This is a genomic window from Porphyrobacter sp. MBR-49 (genome assembly GCF_053628655.1).
Genome location: NZ_JBRJGU010000004.1, coordinates 287,403 through 307,384, shown reverse-complemented (window position 1 = coordinate 307,384; position 19,982 = coordinate 287,403). Strand labels below are relative to the sequence as shown.

Here is a 19,982-nt window from a genome sequence, read left to right as displayed (position 1 = left end):
TGTTAAACCGATATTTGCGAACCTGATCTTAGAGCATTAGTAGCGGAGGGAAAGCTGTATTGGTGGGGTAGCACACGCAGTTGATCGGCGCGCGTGCAGTTTGTCGATCCTGGTCAGGCGTCGGTGGGGGACAGCCCCCGCTGCAATGAACCTAGGCGTTCCCCACCACGAAACACGCCGCCGCCATCAGCGCCCCGGCCCAGCGGTTCGACCGGAACCGGGTGAGCGGATTGGCGGGATCGTCTGTATCGAGCGTTGCCGCCTGCCACGCCAGATGCCCCGCCACCGGCAGCAGCGCGAGCAGCGCCAGAGGATCGGGCCGATACAGCCAGATGGCCAGCCCCCACAGCACGATTGCAGCGGCATAGAAGCCGGCGATTCCAGCCTGCACCCGCGCGCCCATCGCCAGCGCCGAGGACCGGATGCCGACCATCGCATCATCCTCACGGTCTTGCAGGGCGTAGATCGTATCGTATCCGATCACCCAGGCGATGCACCCGGCATAGACCGCCGCAAGCGCGTCCCAATTGTCCAGCCGCAATTGCGTCCACCCGACCAGCAACCCCCAGTTGAACACCATCCCCAGCCACGCCTGCGGCCACCAGGTGATGCGCTTCATGAAGGGATAGGCGGCGACCAGCGCAAGGCTGCCCAGCGCCACCACCTGCGCCTGCCAGCGTAGTTGCAACAGCACGATCAGGCCGATCAGGCACAAGGCCAGCAGCCACCCCCATGCCAGCTTCTTCGATACCCGCCCGCTCGCCACCGGACGAGCGGCGGTGCGTGCCACCTTGGCGTCAAGTTCGGCATCGACAATGTCATTATAGACACACCCCGCGCCGCGCATCGCAATGGCGCCCAGCAGCAGCCAGCCCAGCAGCGCGAATTGCGCCCCTGCACCCGCCAGCCACGCGCCGAACACGCAGGGCCAGAACAACAGCCACCACCCAATCGGCCGGTCGAACCGCGCCAGCTGCGCCAAGTCACGCGGAAGCTGCGGAAGGCGCGCGACGATGCCGCGATGCTCACTATCGGGGACGATGTGTTCGCTCATGGCTTGCTCCCTAGCGCCCGGAGCGCCTAGTGCAAAGCCATGCCCGCAACCCCAGCATGGCCTCCGAAAAGCGCCCCGCGCCTGTTCGTGACCGAGCAACTGCGTCCCGGCGCGGGGTTGCGAATAGAAGGCAAGCCCGCGCATTATCTCGCCCGCGTCATGCGTGCAGGCGTGGGCGACACGGTGATCCTGTGCGACGATATCACCGGCGAATGGGCCGCGCGGGTCAGCGATGTGGGCAAGCGCGAGGTTGCGCTCGAAGTGGTTGAACAACTCCGCCCGCGTGAAGCCGTGCCCGATCTGTGGCTCTGCCCGGCGCTGCTCAAGAAAGACCGTTTCGATCTTGTGCTGGAAAAGGCGACCGAGCTGGGCGCGGCGCGCATTCAGCCGCTGATCACCCGGCGCTGCGTTGCCGATAAGCTCAACCTTGATCGCGCCCGCGCGATCACCACCGAGGCTGCCGAACAATGCGCCCGCACGGCGCTGCCCGAACTCGCCGAACCGGTAAAACTTGACGCGCTGCTTACCAATTGGCCGGATGACCGCGCGCTGTTCTTTGCCGACGAGAACGGGGGTGAGCCCGCAGCACAGGCCTTCACGGCCCATTCCGGCCCCGCCGCCATCCTCACCGGCCCCGAAGGCGGGTTCGACGATGCCGAGCGCGCCGCTATCCGTGCCCATCCCGCAGCCCGCCCGATCACGCTCGGCCCGCGAATCCTGCGCGGCGAAACCGCCGCTATCGCTGCGCTCGCGGTGTGGATGGCGAGCGCAGGCGATTGGTAGCACCGCTTCGCGCAGGCAAACGCGTTTTCGCTTTCCACCAGCATATCAGTTTTCTATGGCAACCGGCCAAAGAGGGCATCTTCGATGAGCACACGCGAAACCAGCACGGCAGACGATCCAATCATCGAAAGCCTCGACCAATTGGTCGCGCCCATGGTGGGCGGCGAAAAGCCCCCTGCCGACTGGCGCATCGGCACCGAGCACGAAAAACTGGTGTATAAGCGCGCCGACCACCGCGCGCCGTCCTATGACGAACCCTGCGGCATCCGTGACCTGCTGAAAGGCCTCGAACAATTCGGGTGGTCGCCGGTTGAAGAAGGCGGACACGTTATCGCGCTCAAAGGCGAGGATGGAGCCGTCAGCCTCGAACCCGCCGGACAGCTCGAATTATCGGGTGCGCCGCTGGAAAATCTGCACCAGACCTGCGCGGAAACCGGGCGGCATCTGGAGCAGGTGAAAGCGGTCGGCGAGAAATGCGGGGTGAGCTATCTCGGCCTCGGCATGTGGCCCGACAAGACCCGAGAAGAACTGCCGATCATGCCCAAGGGTCGCTATGACATCATGCTGCGGCATATGCCGCGCGTGGGCAGCATGGGCCTCGACATGATGCTGCGCACCTGCACCATTCAGGTCAATCTCGATTATCAATCCGAGGCCGACATGGTGCAGAAATTCCGCGTCGGGCTCGCGCTGCAACCGCTGGCGACCGCACTGTTCGCCAATTCGCCCTTCACCGAGGGCAAGCCCAACGGGTTCCTGTCATACCGATCGCACATCTGGTCAGACACCGATCCGGCGCGCACGGGGATGCTGCCCTTCGTGTTCGAAGAAGGCTTCGGTTATGAGCGCTGGGCACGGTATATGCTTGATGTGCCAATGTATTTCGTGTTCCGCGAGGGCAAATACATTGACGCTGCGGGGCTTTCGTTCCGCGATTTTCTCGACGGGAAACTGTCTGTCCTGCCGGGTGAACGTCCAACGCAGAGCGATTGGTGGGATCACCTGTCCACCGCCTTTCCCGAAGTGCGGCTGAAAAGTTTCCTCGAAATGCGCGGCGCCGATGGCGGGCCGTGGAACCGGATCTGCGCGCTGCCAGCGTTCTGGGTCGGGCTGCTTTACGACCAGGGCGCGCTCGATGCGGCATGGGATCTGGTCAAGGGCTGGACGATGGAAGAGCGCGAGGCGCTGCGCAATGATGCCCCGCGGCTGGCTTTGGACGCGCCCGTCCCCGGCGGCGGCACGTTGCGCGATATCGGACGCGAGGCTTTGGCGATTGCTCACAAAGGGTTGGCAGCACGCGCGCGGTTTAACTCCTCGGGCGATAATGAAACGGGCTTTTTGGAAACACTCGATGAAATCGTTGCCAGCGGCAAGGTTCCGGCCCAGCGGCTGCTCGATGCCTATCACGGGGAATGGAACGGCGATATTACCCGCGTTTACGAACAATCATTTTAGTGAAGGATAACATCATGCTAATCGTATTGGCCAAGGCAAAAGTGGGCGCTGGCGCAGTGGATGCAGCGCGCGCGGCAATTGCCGATATGGTGGCGGCCTCGAACGCCGAAGACGGCTGCATCGCTTACAATTTCGCGCAGGATGCGCTTGATCCCGGCGTGCTACATATTGTCGAAAAATGGCAGGACGACGCCGCGCTTGCCGCACATTTTGCCACGCCCCACATGGCGGCATTCGGCGCGGCGATTGCGCAGCTTGATATCAAGATAGTCGAAGCGATCAAATATCACACCGATGAGGGCGCGGCCTTGATGTAAGCGCCTATTCCGCCGGGAACGGGCCAGCCGCCGCAGACGGCGCGCGCCTGCCTCCGCTGATCATCCGCTTCAATCGCACCAGCGGGGCGGTGATCAAGCCGTGCTGCGCCATCCACGCGTGATATTCGACATATTTGGGGTCTTCGGCGAGCAGGTGCGCTTCTTCGGTGCGTGCCCGCCAATAGTATATTGCATTGACAATCAACAGGAAAAAACTGTTGCGCACCGCGTCAGCAACCGGTCCGGAGGTCACCAGAAACGGCAACACCGAAGCCCACCAGAACAGATTTTTCGCCAGATAAGCCGGGTGGCGGGTGAACCGGTATGGCCCGTTGGTCAGCACCCCGCGATAGGTGAGGTTGGAAAAGCGGATGCCAAACGCCACGGTTGCCCAGGCATAGGCACCCGTCAGCACGGTCAGCAGCCCGCCCCATGCCCACAGCAAAGCCTCGCTCCCGGCAAACCAGTGCGCCCAGCCGGGCGTGCCCGTTTCGTAGCTAAGAACCTGATTATCAGGGCCGATTATGCCCCACACAAACGGCGGATAGCAGATCAGCGCCGCCAGCCAGCCCGCCAGCAGCGGATTGCCAGATCGGATATGCGCATCCAGCGGGCGCAGTGTCAGCAAGTAGCCGACCGTGCCAATCTGCACGTCGATCACGAACAGCAACGTCACCAGTGCCATCGCAAATTGCACAGGATTGCCAATGACTTGTGCAGCATCAGCTTCCACCACCTGGGCAAAACCGGGGGGCAGAATCGAGATCATGAAGGCGCCGAAAAAGCCTTTGATCGCCCATGCCCGCCAGTGCTTGACGATTTGCGCGCCGTCCCATGCCTCGCGCCCGATCACCCCGCCGCCGAGCAGAAATACGCCGAAATACCAGGTGCCGTCGCGCGGGTTCACCAGATGCCGGTCGAGCCAGATAACGTAAGGAATCGAAAGCATTACCAGCGGCAATACGGCGAAGGTCAGCACCTCCATCGCGAACAGGTACGACCCGTTCCAATACCACCGGGCGAGGCCGTAAAATGCCGCGAGCAGCGCCCATGTTGCCCATAACCCGCACAATTTGACCACTGAAATCGGCAGAATTTCTGCCAGCGGTCGGGCCTGATCCCAGTCGATTCCGGTCGATGGCCGCCGGTGCACCTTGTCGACCAGCACCGACCAAGCCACCATCGGCAGCGCCGTAAACACAATCGCGGCGAGCGCGGCGTAGGGGCCGGATAACACGCCCGGCGCGCGCGCCACACTGCCCTGCAATCCCAAGGCATCGGCAATCTCAGGGTAGGATCGGCACAGCGCAATCCATACAAACAGCCCGGCAAGGCCCGCCAATCCGACCCCTGCCGAAACATCGCTCGGCGGGAGGTTTGGCGGCGGCGCGCCGGGCGCAGTTGGACGGGGCGGACGCAGCGCTGTCATAGTGCTGCGGCCCTACAGCATAAGGGTTAACGCCTTGGTATATACCGCCCTAAACCCGGCCAAAGGCGGGTCAAGGACGACCTAACCCCACCCTAACCGGGGTCTAGCAGGGGTCTAACCCCGGTCTAGCCAGAATCCGGCCAAAACCGCTGTTGGAAATCAGCGCCAGGCGTGGATCGTGCCGCTATCGTCCAACAGATACAGATAGCCATCGGCCACCAACGGCGGCAGGCTGACAGGCTGTCCAATGTCATCGAACAGCGCGGACGAACCTTCGCCTGCGCTGATCTTCCACACTTCACCGCGCGAACTTGCAACCCACAATTGGCCGCCCGCCAGCACCGGGCCAGTCCAGAAAATCGGGTTTTCCTTTTTCTTCTCGTTTTTCCAGCGCTGCAACTGCGTTATCCACCGCACCCGCCCATTCGAACGCGAAATCGCCAGCAGGCGCGCATCATCGGTGAGGGTAAATATCCACTCGCCCGCAATTGCCGGGGTGGAAATGCCGGCCAGATTCAGTTCCCAGATGCGCTGACCCGTCACCAGTTCATAGGCCGCCATCCGGCCGCCCTGCCCCAGCGCATAGACCCGGCCCGAATCGATGATCGGATCGGCATCAATGTCTGTCACAGTGCCAACCGTGGTCGAGATATTGGTGCGCGCCAGCGCATCCGACCACAGCGTGCGCCCGTTTTCATAGCGATAGGCGGACAGTTCCCCGCTGGAATAGCCCGCGATCACCGTGCCTTGCCCGGCGGCGGGGGCAGCCACCCCGAACACGCCCGATTGCGTGGTTGACCCGGATTCGTCCCAGACTTGCGACCCGTCATTAAGGTTCAAGGAGATGATCTGGTTGTCCTGCGTCATCACGAACAACTGCCCAAACGCGATCGTTGGCGATCCGCGCAAGGGGCCTGCAGGTTTGACCTCCCACAACACTTCGCCAGTATCGGCATTCAATGCTCTGACATAGCCCACCCCATCGGTGGCGTAGAGCTTGCCTTCCTGAAAGCTCACCCCACCGCCAAAGGCGGATGGTGCCTGATCCTTGGTGATGTTCTTATCGTCGGTCATCCACAGCCGCGCGCCGGTATTCTTGTCAAAGGCGGTAATCACGCCATCGGTGCCAACAGCGAACAGCTTGTTACCGCCCACCACAGGGGCTGCGGCAAGGCGCATACGATTGCTCGACCCGGCAACCCTTGCGGTCCATGCCTTCGCCGGGTTTTCCGCAAGGGCAAGGTGGCCGTAAGACTTGCTCGCCGCACCGCCGACCTGCGCCCATTCGGCATTGGCGCGTGCGGGCGGCAGCACCACGGTGATCCCAGCCAGCGCCGGATCAACCTCCGCCCCGCTTTCAATGCGTGAAAGGATCGGCGTGCGGTTGCCCACCGTTGGCGTGGTCTTGTCACCCCCGCCGCCGAACAACCCGCCCTTGCAGCCAGTCAGCCCCATCGCCAGAATGCCCGCCAACAAAGCGGCGCGTGCAATTTTCGTGTTTGTCATAACCGTCCGTTTCAACCCTAACCCGTTAATTGGCGACAACTGCGCCATTCCCCTCGGAAACGATCACGCCTTCATCCTTGAGCAATTTGTCGACATCCACAATCGCATCCACGCCCAGCAGGCCCGCCATCTGGCGCACGCGCGATCGCAAGGTTTCGGGCTGTTCTTCATCCTTGGCAATTTCGGCAAACAGCTTCCCTGCTTCAGCGCGGTTGCCGCTTTCCAGATGCGCCATCGCCACCAGTTCCCCGGCGCTGCCGAACCACGGATTGCCGGGCTTGGCGAGGTCGCCAAGCTGCGCGACGACATCAGCGGGCTTCATCGTGTCGAAATTGGTGCTGACGTCGCGCACCCGCGCCAGATCGCGCAGCGCAGGCGGCGCATCGGCGTCTGCGGCGATTGCCTTGAACAAAGCGGTCGCCTTGGCCGTGTCGCCTTGTTCCAGCGCCGCGCCCGCCTGCACAAACCGCGCAGCGGTGCGCGCACCCGCTGACGATCCATCGGCCAGCAACGGCGCAACCTTGTCACCGGCAGCCTTGAAATCGCCCTGGTCGGCAGAATCGAGCGCCGAGATCAGCGTTTCGGATTGCGATTCCAGTTCACCTTCACGGTAGCTGTCCCACGCCAGATAGGCGCCAAGGCCGGCGATTAGCAGGATGATCCCGCCCAGCAGTTTGGCCCCGTGGTTCTTGAAGAAATCGAGCACGGCATCTTCGCGCACAGCCTCGTCAATCTCACGGATCAGGACTTCATCCTCGGCTGAAGCCGCCGGGACAGAAGGGGTATTGGTCGGGATGCGCGCCACCGGGCCTGTGTTCCTCGTTCAAGAATTGCCTTGCACTTTGGCAAGCAGATCAGTGCGGCTCTTTAGGCAGGTGCCGCGCTGCGCGCAATGGCGGCGGTGCGGCGATGCCCAGTGCCATGTGCCAGTGCCGTGCTGATGTGGCGCAGGCGATTTGAACCGGGGATGAAGCGCGCCGCGTCACAGCCCGCGCCCCATCGCATCGCCATAGACCGCGCGGTAACGGGCGAGCATGGCGGCAAAGTCGTATTGCTCGCGCGCCTTGGCCTGATTGGCCGCGCCGATCCGGGCGCGCAAATCCGCATCAGCGGCAAGTTGGGTAAGCGCCGCGCGCAGCGACTGCGCGGAGCCGGGGGCGGTGATAAATGCCTGATTGGCTTCGCCCACCATCACCCGGATATCCCCGACATCGGGCGCAGCCACAGGCAGCGCGGCCGCCATGGCTTCGACCACGGAAAGCGGGAATTGTTCGGACGCTGACGACAGCGCAAAAATGTCGAACAGCCCGATGATGCGCGCCGGATCAGCCACCGCGCCGGGCAGGTGCACCCGGTGGCTGATGGCGTGGGCTTCGGCAGCGGCAAGGATAACCTCACGCTCCGGCCCTTCGCCGCAGATGACCAGATGCCATTCGTCCGGCAGGCCCGCCACCGCCTCAACCAGCAGCGGCAATTGCTTGACCGCGCGCAAACCCGCCAGCGTGCCGACCCAGCGCTGGCCTGCGCCTTTTGCCAGCGGCAAAGCGCGCGGCTGGGGCGGTTTGGCAAAGGCGGCGGTGTCGATCCCGTTGGCAATCCGCTCCACTCTGGCGCGCGGCTGGTGCCACACTTCCAGAGCGATGCGTTCCAGCCCGGTGCTGGGCACGATCAGGCGGTTTGCCCCCATCAAGGCGGCGCGGCGGTAGAGGTTGCGGCTGGTCTTCAACCCGTGCGCCTCATCCTCGTTGAACCCGTCTTCGTGATGCACCAGCGGGGGCAGGCCCATTGCGCGCGCGAAGGCGCGGTGCGCCATCACCACGTCCATCGCGCCCCAGTTATAGGTGCAGATCAGGTCGTAGCCTTTCAACGCCCTCGCGATCCCCGCCAGCCGCCCCGGCGTGGGCCAGCCGGTCAGCGCCGGGAAATCATCGGGAAAGCTGGCCTTGATGCGGGTATCGATCAGCGCGCGTGCGCCCATCGCTTCGGGCTGGGCCGATACCACCACGTGTTCCAGCGCCGCGCCAAACGCATTCATCAACCGGGCGCAGCGCACCTCCTTGCCCCCGGCCGCGAACGTAGAATGGCAGTGCAGGATGCGGGGCCGGATTCCGGGAACGGCCCCGGACGCTGTGGTCATTCAACCCCGTCCAGCAGCGCGTTAATTGCCGCGCGCACTTCGGGCTCGTCCAAGGTCGGGGCATGGCCGACACGCGGCACCGTGATCGTGGTCATCGCCGGGTTGCGCGCCGCCATCTGCTTGACCGTTTCCGCGCTCAGCAGATCGGACAATCCGCCGCGCACCAACAACATCGGCACGCCGCGCAACGCCTCAAACGCCAGCCACAGGTTGGGCGGAGCGGCGTTGCCGGGTTTGGCGAAAGGTTCGGCAATCGCCATGTCGTAATCAAAGCCGATGCGCCCGTTCTGGGTGACGACCATCGTGCGCTTGGCCATTTCGAGCCATTGGTCGAGCGTGTAATCGGGAGCTGCCGCCGAATGGGCTTCGGCCAGCCCGCGCGCGGCGTGCACCCAGGTGGGGTAGCTGCGCCCTTGCCCGACATAGCCCGAAATCCGCGCAAGGCCGCTCGCGTCAACCTCTGGCCCGATATCGTTCATCACCACCGCCGCCATGCGCCCCGGCTGGGCGGGTGCCATCAGCATCGTCATCAAACCGCCCATCGACGTGCCGATTGCGATGAAACGGGTGATGCCCTGTTCGGCCAGCAGCTTTTCCACATCCGCGACATAGGTGGCGGGGGTGTAGGTATCGGAATCGGGCGCATAATCGCTTTGCCCGCGCCCGCGCATTTCGGGCACGATCACCCGGCGGGTGGCGGCAAGTTCGTCTGCCAGCCCGGCAAAATCGCGAGCATTGCGGGTCAGGCCATGCATGCACAGCACCGGCAGCGCCGTTCCCCCCTCAGGCCCGGGATAATTGCGGTAATGCAGGGTGAGCCCGTCGCTGCTGTCCCAGAAGCGATCTTCGTATTGTGCAGCCATGAACGGCGTTAATCCCTTTGGTCGTTGTTTGCCTAGCTGGCGGGCGCGGCTTGCGCCCCGCTGTGCTTGCCCCCACTATCGCGGGATGAGCGAGCCTGTGCAACACCCCGATTGGGCCAAAGACTATTGCCCCGACCCAGCCATCCTCGAATTGGCAGGCTGGCTGGGCGATCCTGTCGCCCCGGCGGACTTTCCTGATACCCGAATCAGGTTCCGCAATGATCGGGCAGCGGCCAGCGTCGGCCTTGCCGGGCTGGATGATGCGGCATGGGCGGCGCATTTCGGGCGGTTTGCAGCCCTGCCCGGCAATCTGCCGCAACCGATCGCGCTCAGATACCACGGGCACCAGTTCCGCGTGTATAACCCCGAAATCGGCGACGGGCGCGGGTTTCTGTTTGCGCAGCTGCGCGATGGCGCGGGACTGCTGATGGATCTGGGCACCAAGGGATCGGGCACCACCCCGCACAGCCGCAGCGGTGACGGGCGGTTGACACTGAAAGGCGCGGTGCGCGAGATTCTGGCCACCGAAATGCTCGAGGCATTGGGGGTCAACACATCGAAAACCCTGTCGGTGATCGAGACCGGCGAAGACTTGTGGCGGAGTGACGAGCCATCTCCCACGCGATCAGCGGTGATGGTGCGGCTGTCGCATTCACACATCCGCATCGGCACGTTCCAGCGGTTGCTCGCGCTCGAACTGCCGGGCGAAATGGCGCAGCTGGTCGATTACTGCCTCACCCAGTTCCCCGGCCCACCCCCGCCAGACGATGCGCCCGCGCGCGATGAACCGGCGGTGCAACTGATGCACCACGTCGTCGAACGCATGGCTGATCTCGCCGCCAGCTACATGGTCGCAGGCTTTGTCCACGGGGTGCTCAACACCGATAACATGAACGTGACGGGCGAAAGTTTCGATTACGGCCCGTGGCGCTGGCTGGCCGAATGGGACCCGGGGTTCACCGCCGCCTATTTCGACCATGCGGGGCTGTATGCCTTTGGCCGCCAGCCCGAGTCGCTGCACTGGAATTGCGGACAGTTCGCCGTCGCGCTGCGAATGCTGGCAGACAGCGCCCCGCTGATTGCCGCGCTCGAACGGTTCGGGCCGCTCTATATGGCGGCGGTGGCGCGGCGGTGGTGCTGGCGGCTGGGGCTGGAGCCGCAGGGGATTGAACACGACACCCAGCTGATCGCCGCCTGCGAAGCGCACCTGCGCGAAACCAAGGCGCAGCCCGATGCGTTTTTCTTTGCACACAGAGGCGGGCGCGGCGCGGTTGATGGTGCCTTGGGCGAACTGCTCGCCAGCTATCAGCCCGCAGAAACGCAGCATGAATACTGGGCCGATCCCGCCCCGCAAACCTTGATGATCGATGATGTCGAAGCGATCTGGGCCGCCATCGACGAAAGCGATGATTGGGCACCGCTTCATGCCAAGGTCGCCGCCCTGCGCCGGATGGGCGCAGCGCACGGCGCGTCGCCTGTGCCTGCCGGACACGCAGGGTGATCTAGTGACCTCGGTTATTCCCCCTATCCGCCTGCCCCCTTTCTTTTCAAGCCTATCCGCGATACCGCGCTCCCACAAATTTGCAGCAGCAGCAGCAGGCAGGCGGGGATCGGCAGAGTGAGCGACAACACCCTCATTTCCTATGAACCGGCCAGCGGTGAGGAATTGTGGCGCGGGACGCTTGGCGATGTCGATGCCGCGGTCAGTGCCGCTCGTCGTGCCTGGCCCGCCTGGGCGGCACAGCCGCTTACCAACCGGATCGAAGTGCTGCGCACCTTCGCCAACGAAGTCCGCCGACAGGCCGAACCGCTGGCCGAACTGATCGCGCGCGAAGCAGGCAAGCCCTTGTGGGAATCGCGCGCCGAAGTGGATGCGGTGGTGAACAAGGTCGATACCTCGGTTCAGGCCTATGCCGAACGCACCGGCAAGAAGAAATTCGACGCTGGTCTGAATGCCAGCGCCGCAGTGCGGCACAAACCGCATGGGGTGATGGCGGTGCTTGGCCCCTATAACTTCCCAGCGCACCTGCCCAATGGCCATATCGTGCCTGCGTTGATCGCGGGCAACGCGGTGTTGTTCAAACCGTCGGAGAAAACCCCCGCGGTGGGTGAAGCGCTGGTTGCCTGTTTCCATACCGCTGGCGTGCCCGAAGACGTGATCCAACTCGTGATCGGCGGACCGGACGAAGGCCGGGCGCTGGTCTCGCATCCCGGAATTGATGGCGTGTTATTCACCGGATCGGCCAATGTCGGGCTTGCGATCAACCGCAAGCTATCCGCCAATCCGGGCAAGATCCTCGCGCTGGAAATGGGTGGCAACAACCCGATCGTGGTGATCGACACGCCCCATCTGGCCGATGCGGCCGCGCTGATCGTGCAAAGCGCCTTTACCAGCGCGGGCCAACGCTGCACCGCCGCGCGCCGGTTGATCGTGAAAGACAGCATCCATGATGATCTGATGGCCGAATTGCTGCCGCTGACGCGCAAGCTGATGGTGGGCGATCCGCTGGGCGAACCGCAGCCGTTCATGGGGCCGGTGATTGATAATGATACAGCAGACCGCCTGTCGGAAAGCTTTGTCGCGTTGATGACCGCCGGTGGCCGCCCGCTGCTGCATATGCGCCGCAGCGTTCCCGATTTGCCGTTCCTCACCCCCGGCATCATCGATGTTACCGATGTGCCTGACCGGCCCGATATCGAACTGTTCGGCCCGCTTTTGCAGGTCATCCGCGTGCCCGATCTCGACACCGCCATTGCCGAGGCGAACAATACCCGCTTTGGCCTCTCGGCATCATTGATCGGCGGCACGCCCGATGATTACGGGCGGTTCTGGGCCAATATCCGCGCCGGGATCATCAACTGGAACGGGCCGACCAACGGCGCATCGTCCAAGGCTCCGTTTGGGGGGATTGGGTTATCGGGCAATCACCGACCGGCAGCCTATTACGCGGCAGATTACTGCGCCTATCCGGTCGCCAGCACCGAACGCGACCAGCCGCGTGCCAATATCGGCGTGGGGTTGCGGCCCTGATGCGCCACCCGAATCAGGGCGCACGGTAGAGCAGATCAACGCTACTCAATCCGTGAACGCCCGGACGGACATGGACGATCAGCGTCTCTCCATCCTTGCCAGCGGCGGCAATGATATCTTCGGGCACTGCATGGCGCGCGGCATCAAGGCCGGCCTGCACCGCGCGGGCATAGTGATATTGCAATAGGTCTTCGGGCGCGGCCGCGGTCTGATAACGGATGATACGGATGCGGCAGGGCGCGATGTCCGCTCCGGCTGCCTGCACCACCATCCCGCGCGGCATAATCGCGGCGACTTGCGGCAAGTTGGCCGCGAAGGCAAAATCGTCGTTCAGGCGCGCGGCGCAGCGTGCCGGAGCGCCGAGTGCGGCGATGAAGTCCGCTGCACCGGCCATCGGGCCAAGCGGCTTTCCGCGCGGGCCATCGCGCGGATCATCTTGGGCGCGGGGCAGATCAGCAATGCTGCCGCTTTCGAGCAGTTCAAGCCGCGCAGCCTCACGCGCGGCGCGGGCCTGCTGCGATGTGGCGGGCAGCACCGGTAAGGCGCTACTGTCAACAAAACCGATCACGGAATTGGCTTCGTTGCGGCTGGCAAGATCGGGATCGCTCATCAGCGGATCGTTGAGCGCGCGCGCGATCACCGGGTCCGGCGCGATTGCGGTGGTATCAAGCGCGTGATCGGTCTTCGCCCCCGAACAGGTGGCAATCATCGGGGCAATCATCAGGCACAGCAGGGGCAGAATGGCAGGACGCATCGGTTCGCCATGACACAGGATGGTTAATTTTCCCCCGCGCATGGCAACCTGCGCCGGACATGAAAACGCCTCCGGATACCCGAAAGTAACCGAAGGCGTTTCCCGCGAAGCCCCCCGCCCCGCGCTGGCGACCACTTGGTGGGAATGGCCGCGAGCTGGTATTGTTCATTTATATGGCGGTAAATATGAACGGCTGTGCAATACTGCTGACAGCCACCATTCATTCGGCGGTGGCGCTATCTTGGCTTGCGCAGGGCGGGTGCGGCCCCTAACGGCAGGCTTCCGATGACAGCCGCTGCTTCCTCCCCCGCATCAGCGGCCTCGCCCGCTTCGGGGCTGCTCCCAGCGCTGGGGGCTTACATCATCTGGGGCTTTCTGCCGCTCTATCTGCTGCTGGTGAAAACCGTGCCGCCGTTCGAATTCGTCGGCTGGCGGATCATCTGGACGCTGCCGCTGTGCCTGATCATCGTCGCGTTCCGGCGGCAGTTTCCCGATCTGCTGACGGCGCTGAAAAGCCCGCGCACCATGCTCGCGCTGATGGCCAGCGCGGTGCTGATCGGGGTCAACTGGTTCGTCTATATCTGGGCGATCATGGCGGGGGAGGTCTATGCCGCCAGCATCGGTTATTACCTCAACCCGCTGATCAACGTGCTGCTGGGCACGCTGTTTCTGGGTGAGCGGCTGTCGCGCTGGCAGTGGCTGGCGGTGGCGATTGCGCTTACAGCGGTCGCGCTGCTCGCGGCGGGCGCGCTCACCAGCCTGTGGATCAGCCTGACACTCGGGCTAAGCTTTGGCTTTTATGGCCTTGTACGTAAACAGGTTTCGGTGGGATCGCTGCCCGGTCTGACGATTGAAAGCGCGATCCTGTTGCTGCCCGCAATCGGCATCGCGGCATGGTATGCGGCCAGCCCTGCGGGATCATCCTTCGGCCACGAACCGGTGATGAGCGGGCTGATCATCTTTTCGGGCGTTGTCACCGCCATCCCGCTGCTGTTGTTCGCGCTGGCTGCGCGGCGGATGGATTATTCGACGCTCGGCTTCATTCAATATCTCGCGCCGACAATCGTGTTCTTTCTGGGCCTGACCGTGTTTCGGCAACCGCTTGAACCGGTTCAGCTGATCAGTTTTGTGCTGATCTGGATTGCAGTGGCGATCTTTGTTGTCGACCTGTTGGCCAAGCACCGCAAAGCAAGGGTCGTGCCTGCGGCCTAACCCACCAACCGCCAGCCGAGCGTGGTGCCCGCATGAAACGGCACGATGTCCTCACCCGTCACTTGCAGCACCGGCGGCACCGCCACTTCGGCGCGTTCCAGCGTGACGCTCTCTTCGTTCACCGGGAGCTTGTAAAACGCCGGGCCGTGCAATGACGCAAAGCCTTCGAACCGTTCCAGCGCGCCCTCCTCGTCAAACACCGTGAGGTAACTTTCGAGCGCAAAAGGCGCGCCGAAAATCCCCGCGCAGCCGCAGGCGCTTTCCTTGTCGCGTTTGAGGTGCGGGGCGCTGTCGGTGCCAAGGAAGAATTGCGGCGAACCGCTTGTCGCTGCCGCCCGCAGCGCCAGCCGGTGCGTTTCACGCTTGGCCACCGGCAGGCAGTAATTGTGCGGCTGCATCCCCCCCACCAGCATCGCGTTGCGATTGATGTGGAGATGCTGCGGGGTGATGGTCGCGGCAACCTGCGCGCCGGCGGCCATCACGAAATCGACCGCGTCGCCGGTGGTGATGTGTTCAAACACCACCCGCAACTTCGGAAAAGTCGCAATAATCGACCGTAAGTGTCTTTCGATAAACTCTTTTTCGCGGTCGAATACGTCAACATCGTGATCGGTCACTTCGCCGTGGATGCACAGCACGATGTCCTCCGCCTCCATCCGCGCGAGCACCGGGTAGAGGTTTTCGATATTGCTGACCCCGGCGGCGGAATTGGTGGTGGCGTTGGCGGGATAGAGTTTCGCCGCGGTGAACACGCCGTCTGCCGCCCCGCGCGCCAGATCATCGGGATCGGTCGAATCGGTGAGGTAACAGGTCATCAGCGGAGTGAACCGCAGGCCCGCTGGCACCGCCGCGATGATCCGATCCCGATAGGCCGCCGCCAGCGCAGCACTCGTCACCGGCGGGGTGAGGTTGGGCATCACGATCGCCCGGCCAAACTGCCGCGCGGTAAAAGGCACCACATCGCGCATCACCGCGCCATCGCGGAAATGCAGGTGCCAGTCATCGGGGCGGCGGATCGTAAAGCGGTCGGTCATCCCTTCCCCTTAGCCACGCGCGATCCTATCTGTCACGCATGACATCAACCCTCCTCACCAACCGCGCCGTGATCCGCCTGTCCCCGCAAGGCGAAGGCGAAGACGTCGCCGCCTTCGTCCAAGGCCTCGTCACCAATGACGTGACCGGGCCGCTGCCCTGCTATGCCGCGCTGCTGAGCGCGCAGGGCAAGCATCTGTTCGATTTTCTGGTGTGGGACGACGGGGCCGATCTGCTGCTCGATTGCGAGGCGGCAGGCGCGGATGACCTCGCCAAGCGACTGACGCTCTATCGGCTGCGGCGCAAGATCGCGATTACCCGCGACGGAACGCTGGCGGTGCATTGGAGCGCGCAGGCGCAGCCCGGCGCTGCCCCCGATCCGCGCCTGCCCGCATTGGGATACCGCTGGCTCGCCCCGGCCAATGGCGGCGCAAGCGCGGACGCGGCGTGGCTCGCCCACCGCCTGGCGCTCGGCGTGCCAGAGGGGCGCGGCGAGTTGGGCGATATCCTGTGGCTGGAAACCAACGCGGTGGAACTCAACGGGGTCAGCTTCACCAAGGGCTGCTATGTCGGGCAGGAAAACACCGCACGGATGAATTGGCGGCAAAAGGTCAACCGGCGGCTGGTGGTAGTGCCGATGGCGGCGTCGGACGAAGCGCGCCAACGGGCGGCCTATCCCGATCTTGGGCTGGCGGTCGATCACCTGCGGGTGGAAAGCCTTGATCCGGCGACCCTGCCCTCGTGGCAAAGCGCCGGGTTGCTTGCGCCCGAGGGCTAAGCCTGCTGAAAATCGGCGAGACTGGCTTCGAGCATCGCCGTCGCCCGTTCACGCGCAGCATCGCGCGGCAGGCCCAGCGATTTCGCCAGTGGCCCACCGATCAACGCATCGCCCAGCGCCATCAGCACCAGGGTCAGCGTGTCGCGGTGGATTTTCTGGTCGCCCGACTGATCGTCTTCGCCTGCGGCAAGTTCATCGACTAGATCGTGGATCGTGCTGATGATCGGGTCGAGCGCATCTTCATTGCCGGTCAGCAGCATCCAGCTGGTGAGCGCCCCTGCGCCTTCGCGGTCGAAGGCGTCAAAGGCGAGATCCACCACCTCGCGCGGACTTCCCTGCCCGGCACGAGTGGCGTGAACGGCATCAATGATCGTCGCGCATACTGATCGCGTGAGATGTTCGGCCAGCGCCTGTTGCAGGCCTGCTGCCGAACCGAAATGGTGCAGCAGATTGGCGTGCGTGCGGCCAATCCGCGCAGACACGGCCTTGAGCGTCACCGATTGCGGCCCGCTTTCGATCAACAGCGCGCGCGCCGCTGATAGCGCGGAACTGCGCGATTCTTCGGGAGTGAGGCGCTTGCGCGGTTGCATTGGTGCGAGCGCGTAGTCACTTTTGCGCCTGCGAACAAGGTGCTGTCACACCGTGTCCCCGCCGCACTTATGGCAGCGCGCTAAGATGCTGACGCATCACGCGCTGGGATGCTCAAGCGCCGCACGGGCTTAACCAAAGCACGATGAGCCGCGCTCATCGTGCTTTGGTATTACGCCGCGCGCTGATGCACCCCGGCGCCATCCGCCAGCGTGATCGCATATTCCAGCGTTGGCGCGCTTTCACCACGCCCGCAGGAAAAGCGTTCCTCCACCCGCCCGGTCGGCTCAAACCCAAGCTTGCGCAGCACCCGGCCCGACGCCGGATTATCGAGGAAATGGCCCGCGCGCACTTCGCGGTGGCCGAGCGTGCGGGCGATGGCGAGCACCGCTGCCCCCGCTTCGGTGGCATAACCCTGCCCCCAATGCGGGCGTGCGATCCAGTAACCCATCTCAACCACACCCGGCGCGCCGGCGACCGCATCAATGCCAACGCCGCCCACCACCGCCGCATCGCGGGCGCGGGTGATCAGGAAACGCGGGTGGAACGGATCTACAGGACGCTCCGCAAAGTCGCGCGCATGGCGTTCTTCATAGGGCCAGGGCGCGCGCGCAAGATTACGCACCACGCCTTCATCGGCGATGCCGGCGAACAGCGCCTGCGTATCTTCGGGCCAGATCGGCCGGAGCAGCAACCTGTGACTACGGTAGAACACGAGCAATTCCTTCCTCGCCCCCCGCGCCGCCACCAAAAGCTGCGCAAGGCAGGCTATGGCCATGAAATTTGGCAATTCCACGGCAATTGCGAGGGAGAATGCAAAAAAGGAGACGAACCCCCTCAAAATTGAGGACGGTCCCATCTCCCTCTGCGTGGCTGGTGTTTCACCAACCGGGACCATCCTTGCCGGACGATCCCTTTTTCGAATCGTCCGCTTATTCGGCGGCTTCGGCCATCACGTCGACAGAGACGTATTTGCGGCCAAGCTTGCCTGCATGGAATCGCACCACGCCCGCATCGAGCGCATAGAGGGTGTGATCCTTGCCGATGCCGACATTCACGCCCGGGTACACGCGGGTGCCGCGTTGACGGATGATAATGTTGCCGCCGATCACTTCCTGACCGCCGAACTTCTTCACGCCGAGACGACGACCGGCCGAATCGCGACCGTTGCGCGATGAACCGCCTGCTTTTTTATGTGCCATGGTTCGGGTGCTCCTTATTCAGCCGAGGCAGCGGCTTCAGCCGGTGCTTCGCTCTTGGTCTTCTTGGCGGCGGCCTTCTTGGCCGGAGCCTTGGCTTCGCCCGCACCCACGGCAGTGATCCGCAGCAGTGTCATCTGCTGGCGGTGGCCGTTCTTGCGGCGATAATTGTGGCGGCGACGCTTTTTGAAGACGATCACCTTTTCGCTCTTGGCCTGCGCGATGATTTCCGCCGAAACGGTCACCTTGGCAGCATCGGCCAGTTCTTCGCCTTCACCGGCGAGCAGGATATCGCTCAGGGTGATGGTCTCACCGGCTTCGCCAGCAAGCTTTTCAACGGCAATCTTGTCTCCGGCGGCAACCCGGTATTGCTTGCCGCCCGTGCGCACTATCGCGAACATGCTATATACTCTCAATCTGGTGCAGTGACCGGGTGGGCAGACAAACGCCACGCCAACCGAACAGCAGTGCGAGGCGTGCGACAATGCAGCCCCGGAAAGATGGGTGCCGTTAGGGGAATGGCACCAGCAAGTCAACGCCTCAGCGCTTCAAACCTCACCAAAACGCATGATGACAGATTCCGACAGTCGCCTTTGCCACTTGCAGGCGGTGTGGTAACGCGACATGGGATCATGATGCGCGCTCTTGTCAACATTTCCATGCTGTTCGGGCTGATTGCAGTCCTGTCTGGCTGTGCCGCTGATAAGACGCGCTATCCCTCGCTGGCGCTGCGCCCGTTTGAAACGGGGGCGTTGCCGGTCACGGCCGCGCCTGACGCACCCACCCCGATTCGCCCGGCGACCAGTCCGGCCACCCTCGCCTCCTTGCGCGATAAAGCGGCAACGGCGCATGCCGGGTTTTTGCAGCGTGAGGCGAACATCGCCAAAATCGCGCCCGCTGCCGCTGGACAATCGGTCGAAAGCAATGCCCGCGCCGCCGCGCTGGTGGCGATGGCCGATCTGACATCGCAGCGCGGTGCGACATCGGCGGTGCTCGCCGAACTTGATTTGCTCGCCGCCGATGCTGCCACATCGCTCTCCCCCGATCCGGCGCTGGTGGCAACGCAGACAGACGTGGCGGCGCTAATCGCCCGGCAAGACGCAGGCATCGCACAATTGTGGGATATTATCGGATCATGAACCTTGCGTGCAACACCTGTCCGGTAAGGGAAACCGCCGCTTGCGCGGTGCTGACCCCCGAAGAACGCGACGCGATGGCCGCCGCCGGGCGCACCCGCGTGCTCAAACGCGGTGAGATGCTGTTCGCCGCGGGCGACGAAGACGCCGCCTGCGCCACGCTGCAAACCGGCGCATTGAAAGTGTCAGCGGTTGATCAGGATGGCAACGAACAGATCCTTGCGCTGGTCCATCCGTCGGGCTTCATCGGCGAGCTGTTTGCGCCGTTTGCGCATCATGATGTGGTGGCGTTGACCGAAAGCCGGTTGTGCACCTTTGCCCGGCGCGACATCGAGCGTGCGATTGAGGAATACCCCGCGCTCGCCCGCGCGCTGCTACGCCGCAGTCAGGCCGATTTGCTGGCGACCCGCAGCCTGCTTGAACTGACCGGCCATGCCAGCGCAGAGGCCCGGCTGGCGGCGCTGCTGCACGATTTCGCAGTGGCAGCGAGTGAAAGCTCGTGCCACCTTGCAAAGCAATTCGAACTGCCGCTCACCCGAGGTGAGATCGGCAATATGCTGGGCCTGACCATCGAAACGGTCAGCCGCAAGCTGGGAGAATTGGAAGACATGGGTGCGATCCGGCGTGAGGGCAAACGCGGCATCGCGCTGCAAAACCCGGAACTGCTGCTCGAAATATCGGGGCGGTAAGCCGAAACTCACCGCCCCA

General features: G+C 63.7%; 21 protein-coding genes. 9 read left to right on the top strand and 12 right to left on the bottom strand.

Annotated features, from left to right (window positions below):
• Window positions 1–151: 151 nt before the first annotated feature.
• Window positions 152–1,054, bottom strand: a complete 903-nt coding sequence (ubiA, locus tag ACSSV3_RS07790; protein ID WP_354323524.1) for a 4-hydroxybenzoate octaprenyltransferase — start codon at window positions 1,052–1,054, stop codon at window positions 152–154.
• Between the two features lie 39 nt (window positions 1,055–1,093).
• On the opposite strand from ubiA, the gene ACSSV3_RS07785 reads away from it, so the two are divergent.
• The 3 genes from ACSSV3_RS07785 (at window position 1,094) to ACSSV3_RS07775 (ending at window position 3,609) form a co-directional block, all read left to right on the top strand.
• Window positions 1,094–1,837, top strand: coding sequence for a 16S rRNA (uracil(1498)-N(3))-methyltransferase (locus tag ACSSV3_RS07785; protein ID WP_354323523.1), 744 nt, complete (start codon window positions 1,094–1,096; stop codon window positions 1,835–1,837).
• A gap of 84 nt (window positions 1,838–1,921) precedes the next feature.
• Window positions 1,922–3,292 (top strand): glutamate--cysteine ligase, encoded by a 1,371-nt coding sequence (locus tag ACSSV3_RS07780; protein WP_354323521.1) that lies wholly within the window; start codon window positions 1,922–1,924, stop codon window positions 3,290–3,292.
• Between the two features lie 14 nt (window positions 3,293–3,306).
• Window positions 3,307–3,609, top strand: a complete 303-nt coding sequence (locus tag ACSSV3_RS07775) for a putative quinol monooxygenase (RefSeq protein ID WP_354323519.1) — start codon at window positions 3,307–3,309, stop codon at window positions 3,607–3,609.
• A 4-nt stretch (window positions 3,610–3,613) separates the two neighbouring features.
• Here ACSSV3_RS07775 and ACSSV3_RS07770 read toward each other — a convergent pair whose 3' ends face one another.
• From ACSSV3_RS07770 to ACSSV3_RS07750, 5 genes are all read right to left on the bottom strand, one after another.
• On the bottom strand, window positions 3,614–5,038 hold the full coding sequence (locus ACSSV3_RS07770) for a methyltransferase family protein (protein ID WP_354323517.1): 1,425 nt from the start codon (window positions 5,036–5,038) through the stop codon (window positions 3,614–3,616).
• A 159-nt stretch (window positions 5,039–5,197) separates the two neighbouring features.
• Window positions 5,198–6,544 (bottom strand): PQQ-binding-like beta-propeller repeat protein, encoded by a 1,347-nt coding sequence (locus ACSSV3_RS07765; RefSeq protein ID WP_354323516.1) that lies wholly within the window; start codon window positions 6,542–6,544, stop codon window positions 5,198–5,200.
• Window positions 6,545–6,569: 25 nt separating this feature from the next.
• On the bottom strand, window positions 6,570–7,349 hold the full coding sequence (locus ACSSV3_RS07760; protein WP_354323515.1) for a tetratricopeptide repeat protein: 780 nt from the start codon (window positions 7,347–7,349) through the stop codon (window positions 6,570–6,572).
• 177 nt (window positions 7,350–7,526) lie between these two features.
• A complete protein-coding gene (locus ACSSV3_RS07755) occupies window positions 7,527–8,681 on the bottom strand; it encodes a glycosyltransferase family 4 protein (protein WP_354323514.1) in 1,155 nt (384 codons plus the stop codon).
• Window positions 8,678–9,544 carry an alpha/beta fold hydrolase gene (locus ACSSV3_RS07750; RefSeq protein ID WP_354323512.1) on the bottom strand — a complete coding sequence of 289 codons (867 nt, stop codon included), beginning with the start codon at window positions 9,542–9,544 and terminating at the stop codon, window positions 8,678–8,680. Before ACSSV3_RS07750 ends, ACSSV3_RS07755 begins: the two co-directional genes overlap by 4 nt.
• Window positions 9,545–9,629: 85 nt before the next feature.
• Here ACSSV3_RS07750 and ACSSV3_RS07745 point away from each other — a divergent pair, with 85 nt between their 5' ends.
• Both ACSSV3_RS07745 and astD read left to right on the top strand, forming a co-directional pair.
• Window positions 9,630–11,045, top strand: coding sequence for a protein adenylyltransferase SelO family protein (locus ACSSV3_RS07745; RefSeq protein ID WP_354323510.1), 1,416 nt, complete (start codon window positions 9,630–9,632; stop codon window positions 11,043–11,045).
• Window positions 11,046–11,162: 117 nt separating this feature from the next.
• Complete coding sequence (gene astD, locus ACSSV3_RS07740) at window positions 11,163–12,575, top strand: succinylglutamate-semialdehyde dehydrogenase (protein ID WP_354323508.1); 1,413 nt, start codon at window positions 11,163–11,165, stop codon at window positions 12,573–12,575.
• A gap of 13 nt (window positions 12,576–12,588) precedes the next feature.
• Here astD and ACSSV3_RS07735 read toward each other — a convergent pair whose 3' ends face one another.
• On the bottom strand, window positions 12,589–13,329 hold the full coding sequence (locus ACSSV3_RS07735; protein WP_354323506.1) for a hypothetical protein: 741 nt from the start codon (window positions 13,327–13,329) through the stop codon (window positions 12,589–12,591).
• A 285-nt stretch (window positions 13,330–13,614) separates the two neighbouring features.
• Between ACSSV3_RS07735 and rarD the strand changes: the two genes are divergently transcribed.
• Entirely contained in the window at window positions 13,615–14,541 is a 927-nt protein-coding gene (rarD, locus tag ACSSV3_RS07730) for an EamA family transporter RarD (RefSeq protein ID WP_354323505.1), read from the top strand.
• On the opposite strand, the gene pyrC is transcribed toward rarD, so the two are convergent.
• Window positions 14,538–15,575: a dihydroorotase gene (gene pyrC, locus ACSSV3_RS07725; protein WP_354323503.1), complete on the bottom strand. Its 1,038-nt coding sequence runs from the start codon at window positions 15,573–15,575 to the stop codon at window positions 14,538–14,540. The genes rarD and pyrC overlap by 4 nt on opposite strands.
• Window positions 15,576–15,613: 38 nt before the next feature.
• On the opposite strand from pyrC, the gene ygfZ reads away from it, so the two are divergent.
• Window positions 15,614–16,351 (top strand): CAF17-like 4Fe-4S cluster assembly/insertion protein YgfZ, encoded by a 738-nt coding sequence (ygfZ, locus tag ACSSV3_RS07720; protein WP_354323502.1) that lies wholly within the window; start codon window positions 15,614–15,616, stop codon window positions 16,349–16,351.
• Here ygfZ and ACSSV3_RS07715 read toward each other — a convergent pair.
• The 4 genes from ACSSV3_RS07715 to rplU form a co-directional block, all read right to left on the bottom strand.
• Window positions 16,348–16,941, bottom strand: a complete 594-nt coding sequence (locus tag ACSSV3_RS07715) for a TetR/AcrR family transcriptional regulator (protein WP_354323500.1) — start codon at window positions 16,939–16,941, stop codon at window positions 16,348–16,350. The genes ygfZ and ACSSV3_RS07715 overlap by 4 nt on opposite strands.
• Window positions 16,942–17,111: 170 nt before the next feature.
• Entirely contained in the window at window positions 17,112–17,717 is a 606-nt protein-coding gene (locus tag ACSSV3_RS07710) for a GNAT family N-acetyltransferase (protein ID WP_354323499.1), read from the bottom strand.
• Between the two features lie 154 nt (window positions 17,718–17,871).
• A complete protein-coding gene (gene rpmA, locus ACSSV3_RS07705) occupies window positions 17,872–18,141 on the bottom strand; it encodes a 50S ribosomal protein L27 (RefSeq protein WP_354323497.1) in 270 nt (89 codons plus the stop codon).
• Between the two features lie 14 nt (window positions 18,142–18,155).
• Window positions 18,156–18,539, bottom strand: coding sequence for a 50S ribosomal protein L21 (gene rplU / locus ACSSV3_RS07700; RefSeq protein ID WP_354323496.1), 384 nt, complete (start codon window positions 18,537–18,539; stop codon window positions 18,156–18,158).
• A 231-nt stretch (window positions 18,540–18,770) separates the two neighbouring features.
• On the opposite strand from rplU, the gene ACSSV3_RS07695 reads away from it, so the two are divergent.
• Both ACSSV3_RS07695 and ACSSV3_RS07690 read left to right on the top strand, forming a co-directional pair.
• Window positions 18,771–19,277: a hypothetical protein gene (locus tag ACSSV3_RS07695; protein ID WP_354323495.1), complete on the top strand. Its 507-nt coding sequence runs from the start codon at window positions 18,771–18,773 to the stop codon at window positions 19,275–19,277.
• On the top strand, window positions 19,274–19,963 hold the full coding sequence (locus ACSSV3_RS07690; RefSeq protein ID WP_354323493.1) for a Crp/Fnr family transcriptional regulator: 690 nt from the start codon (window positions 19,274–19,276) through the stop codon (window positions 19,961–19,963). Before ACSSV3_RS07695 ends, ACSSV3_RS07690 begins: the two co-directional genes overlap by 4 nt.
• Window positions 19,964–19,982: the final 19 nt, after the last annotated feature.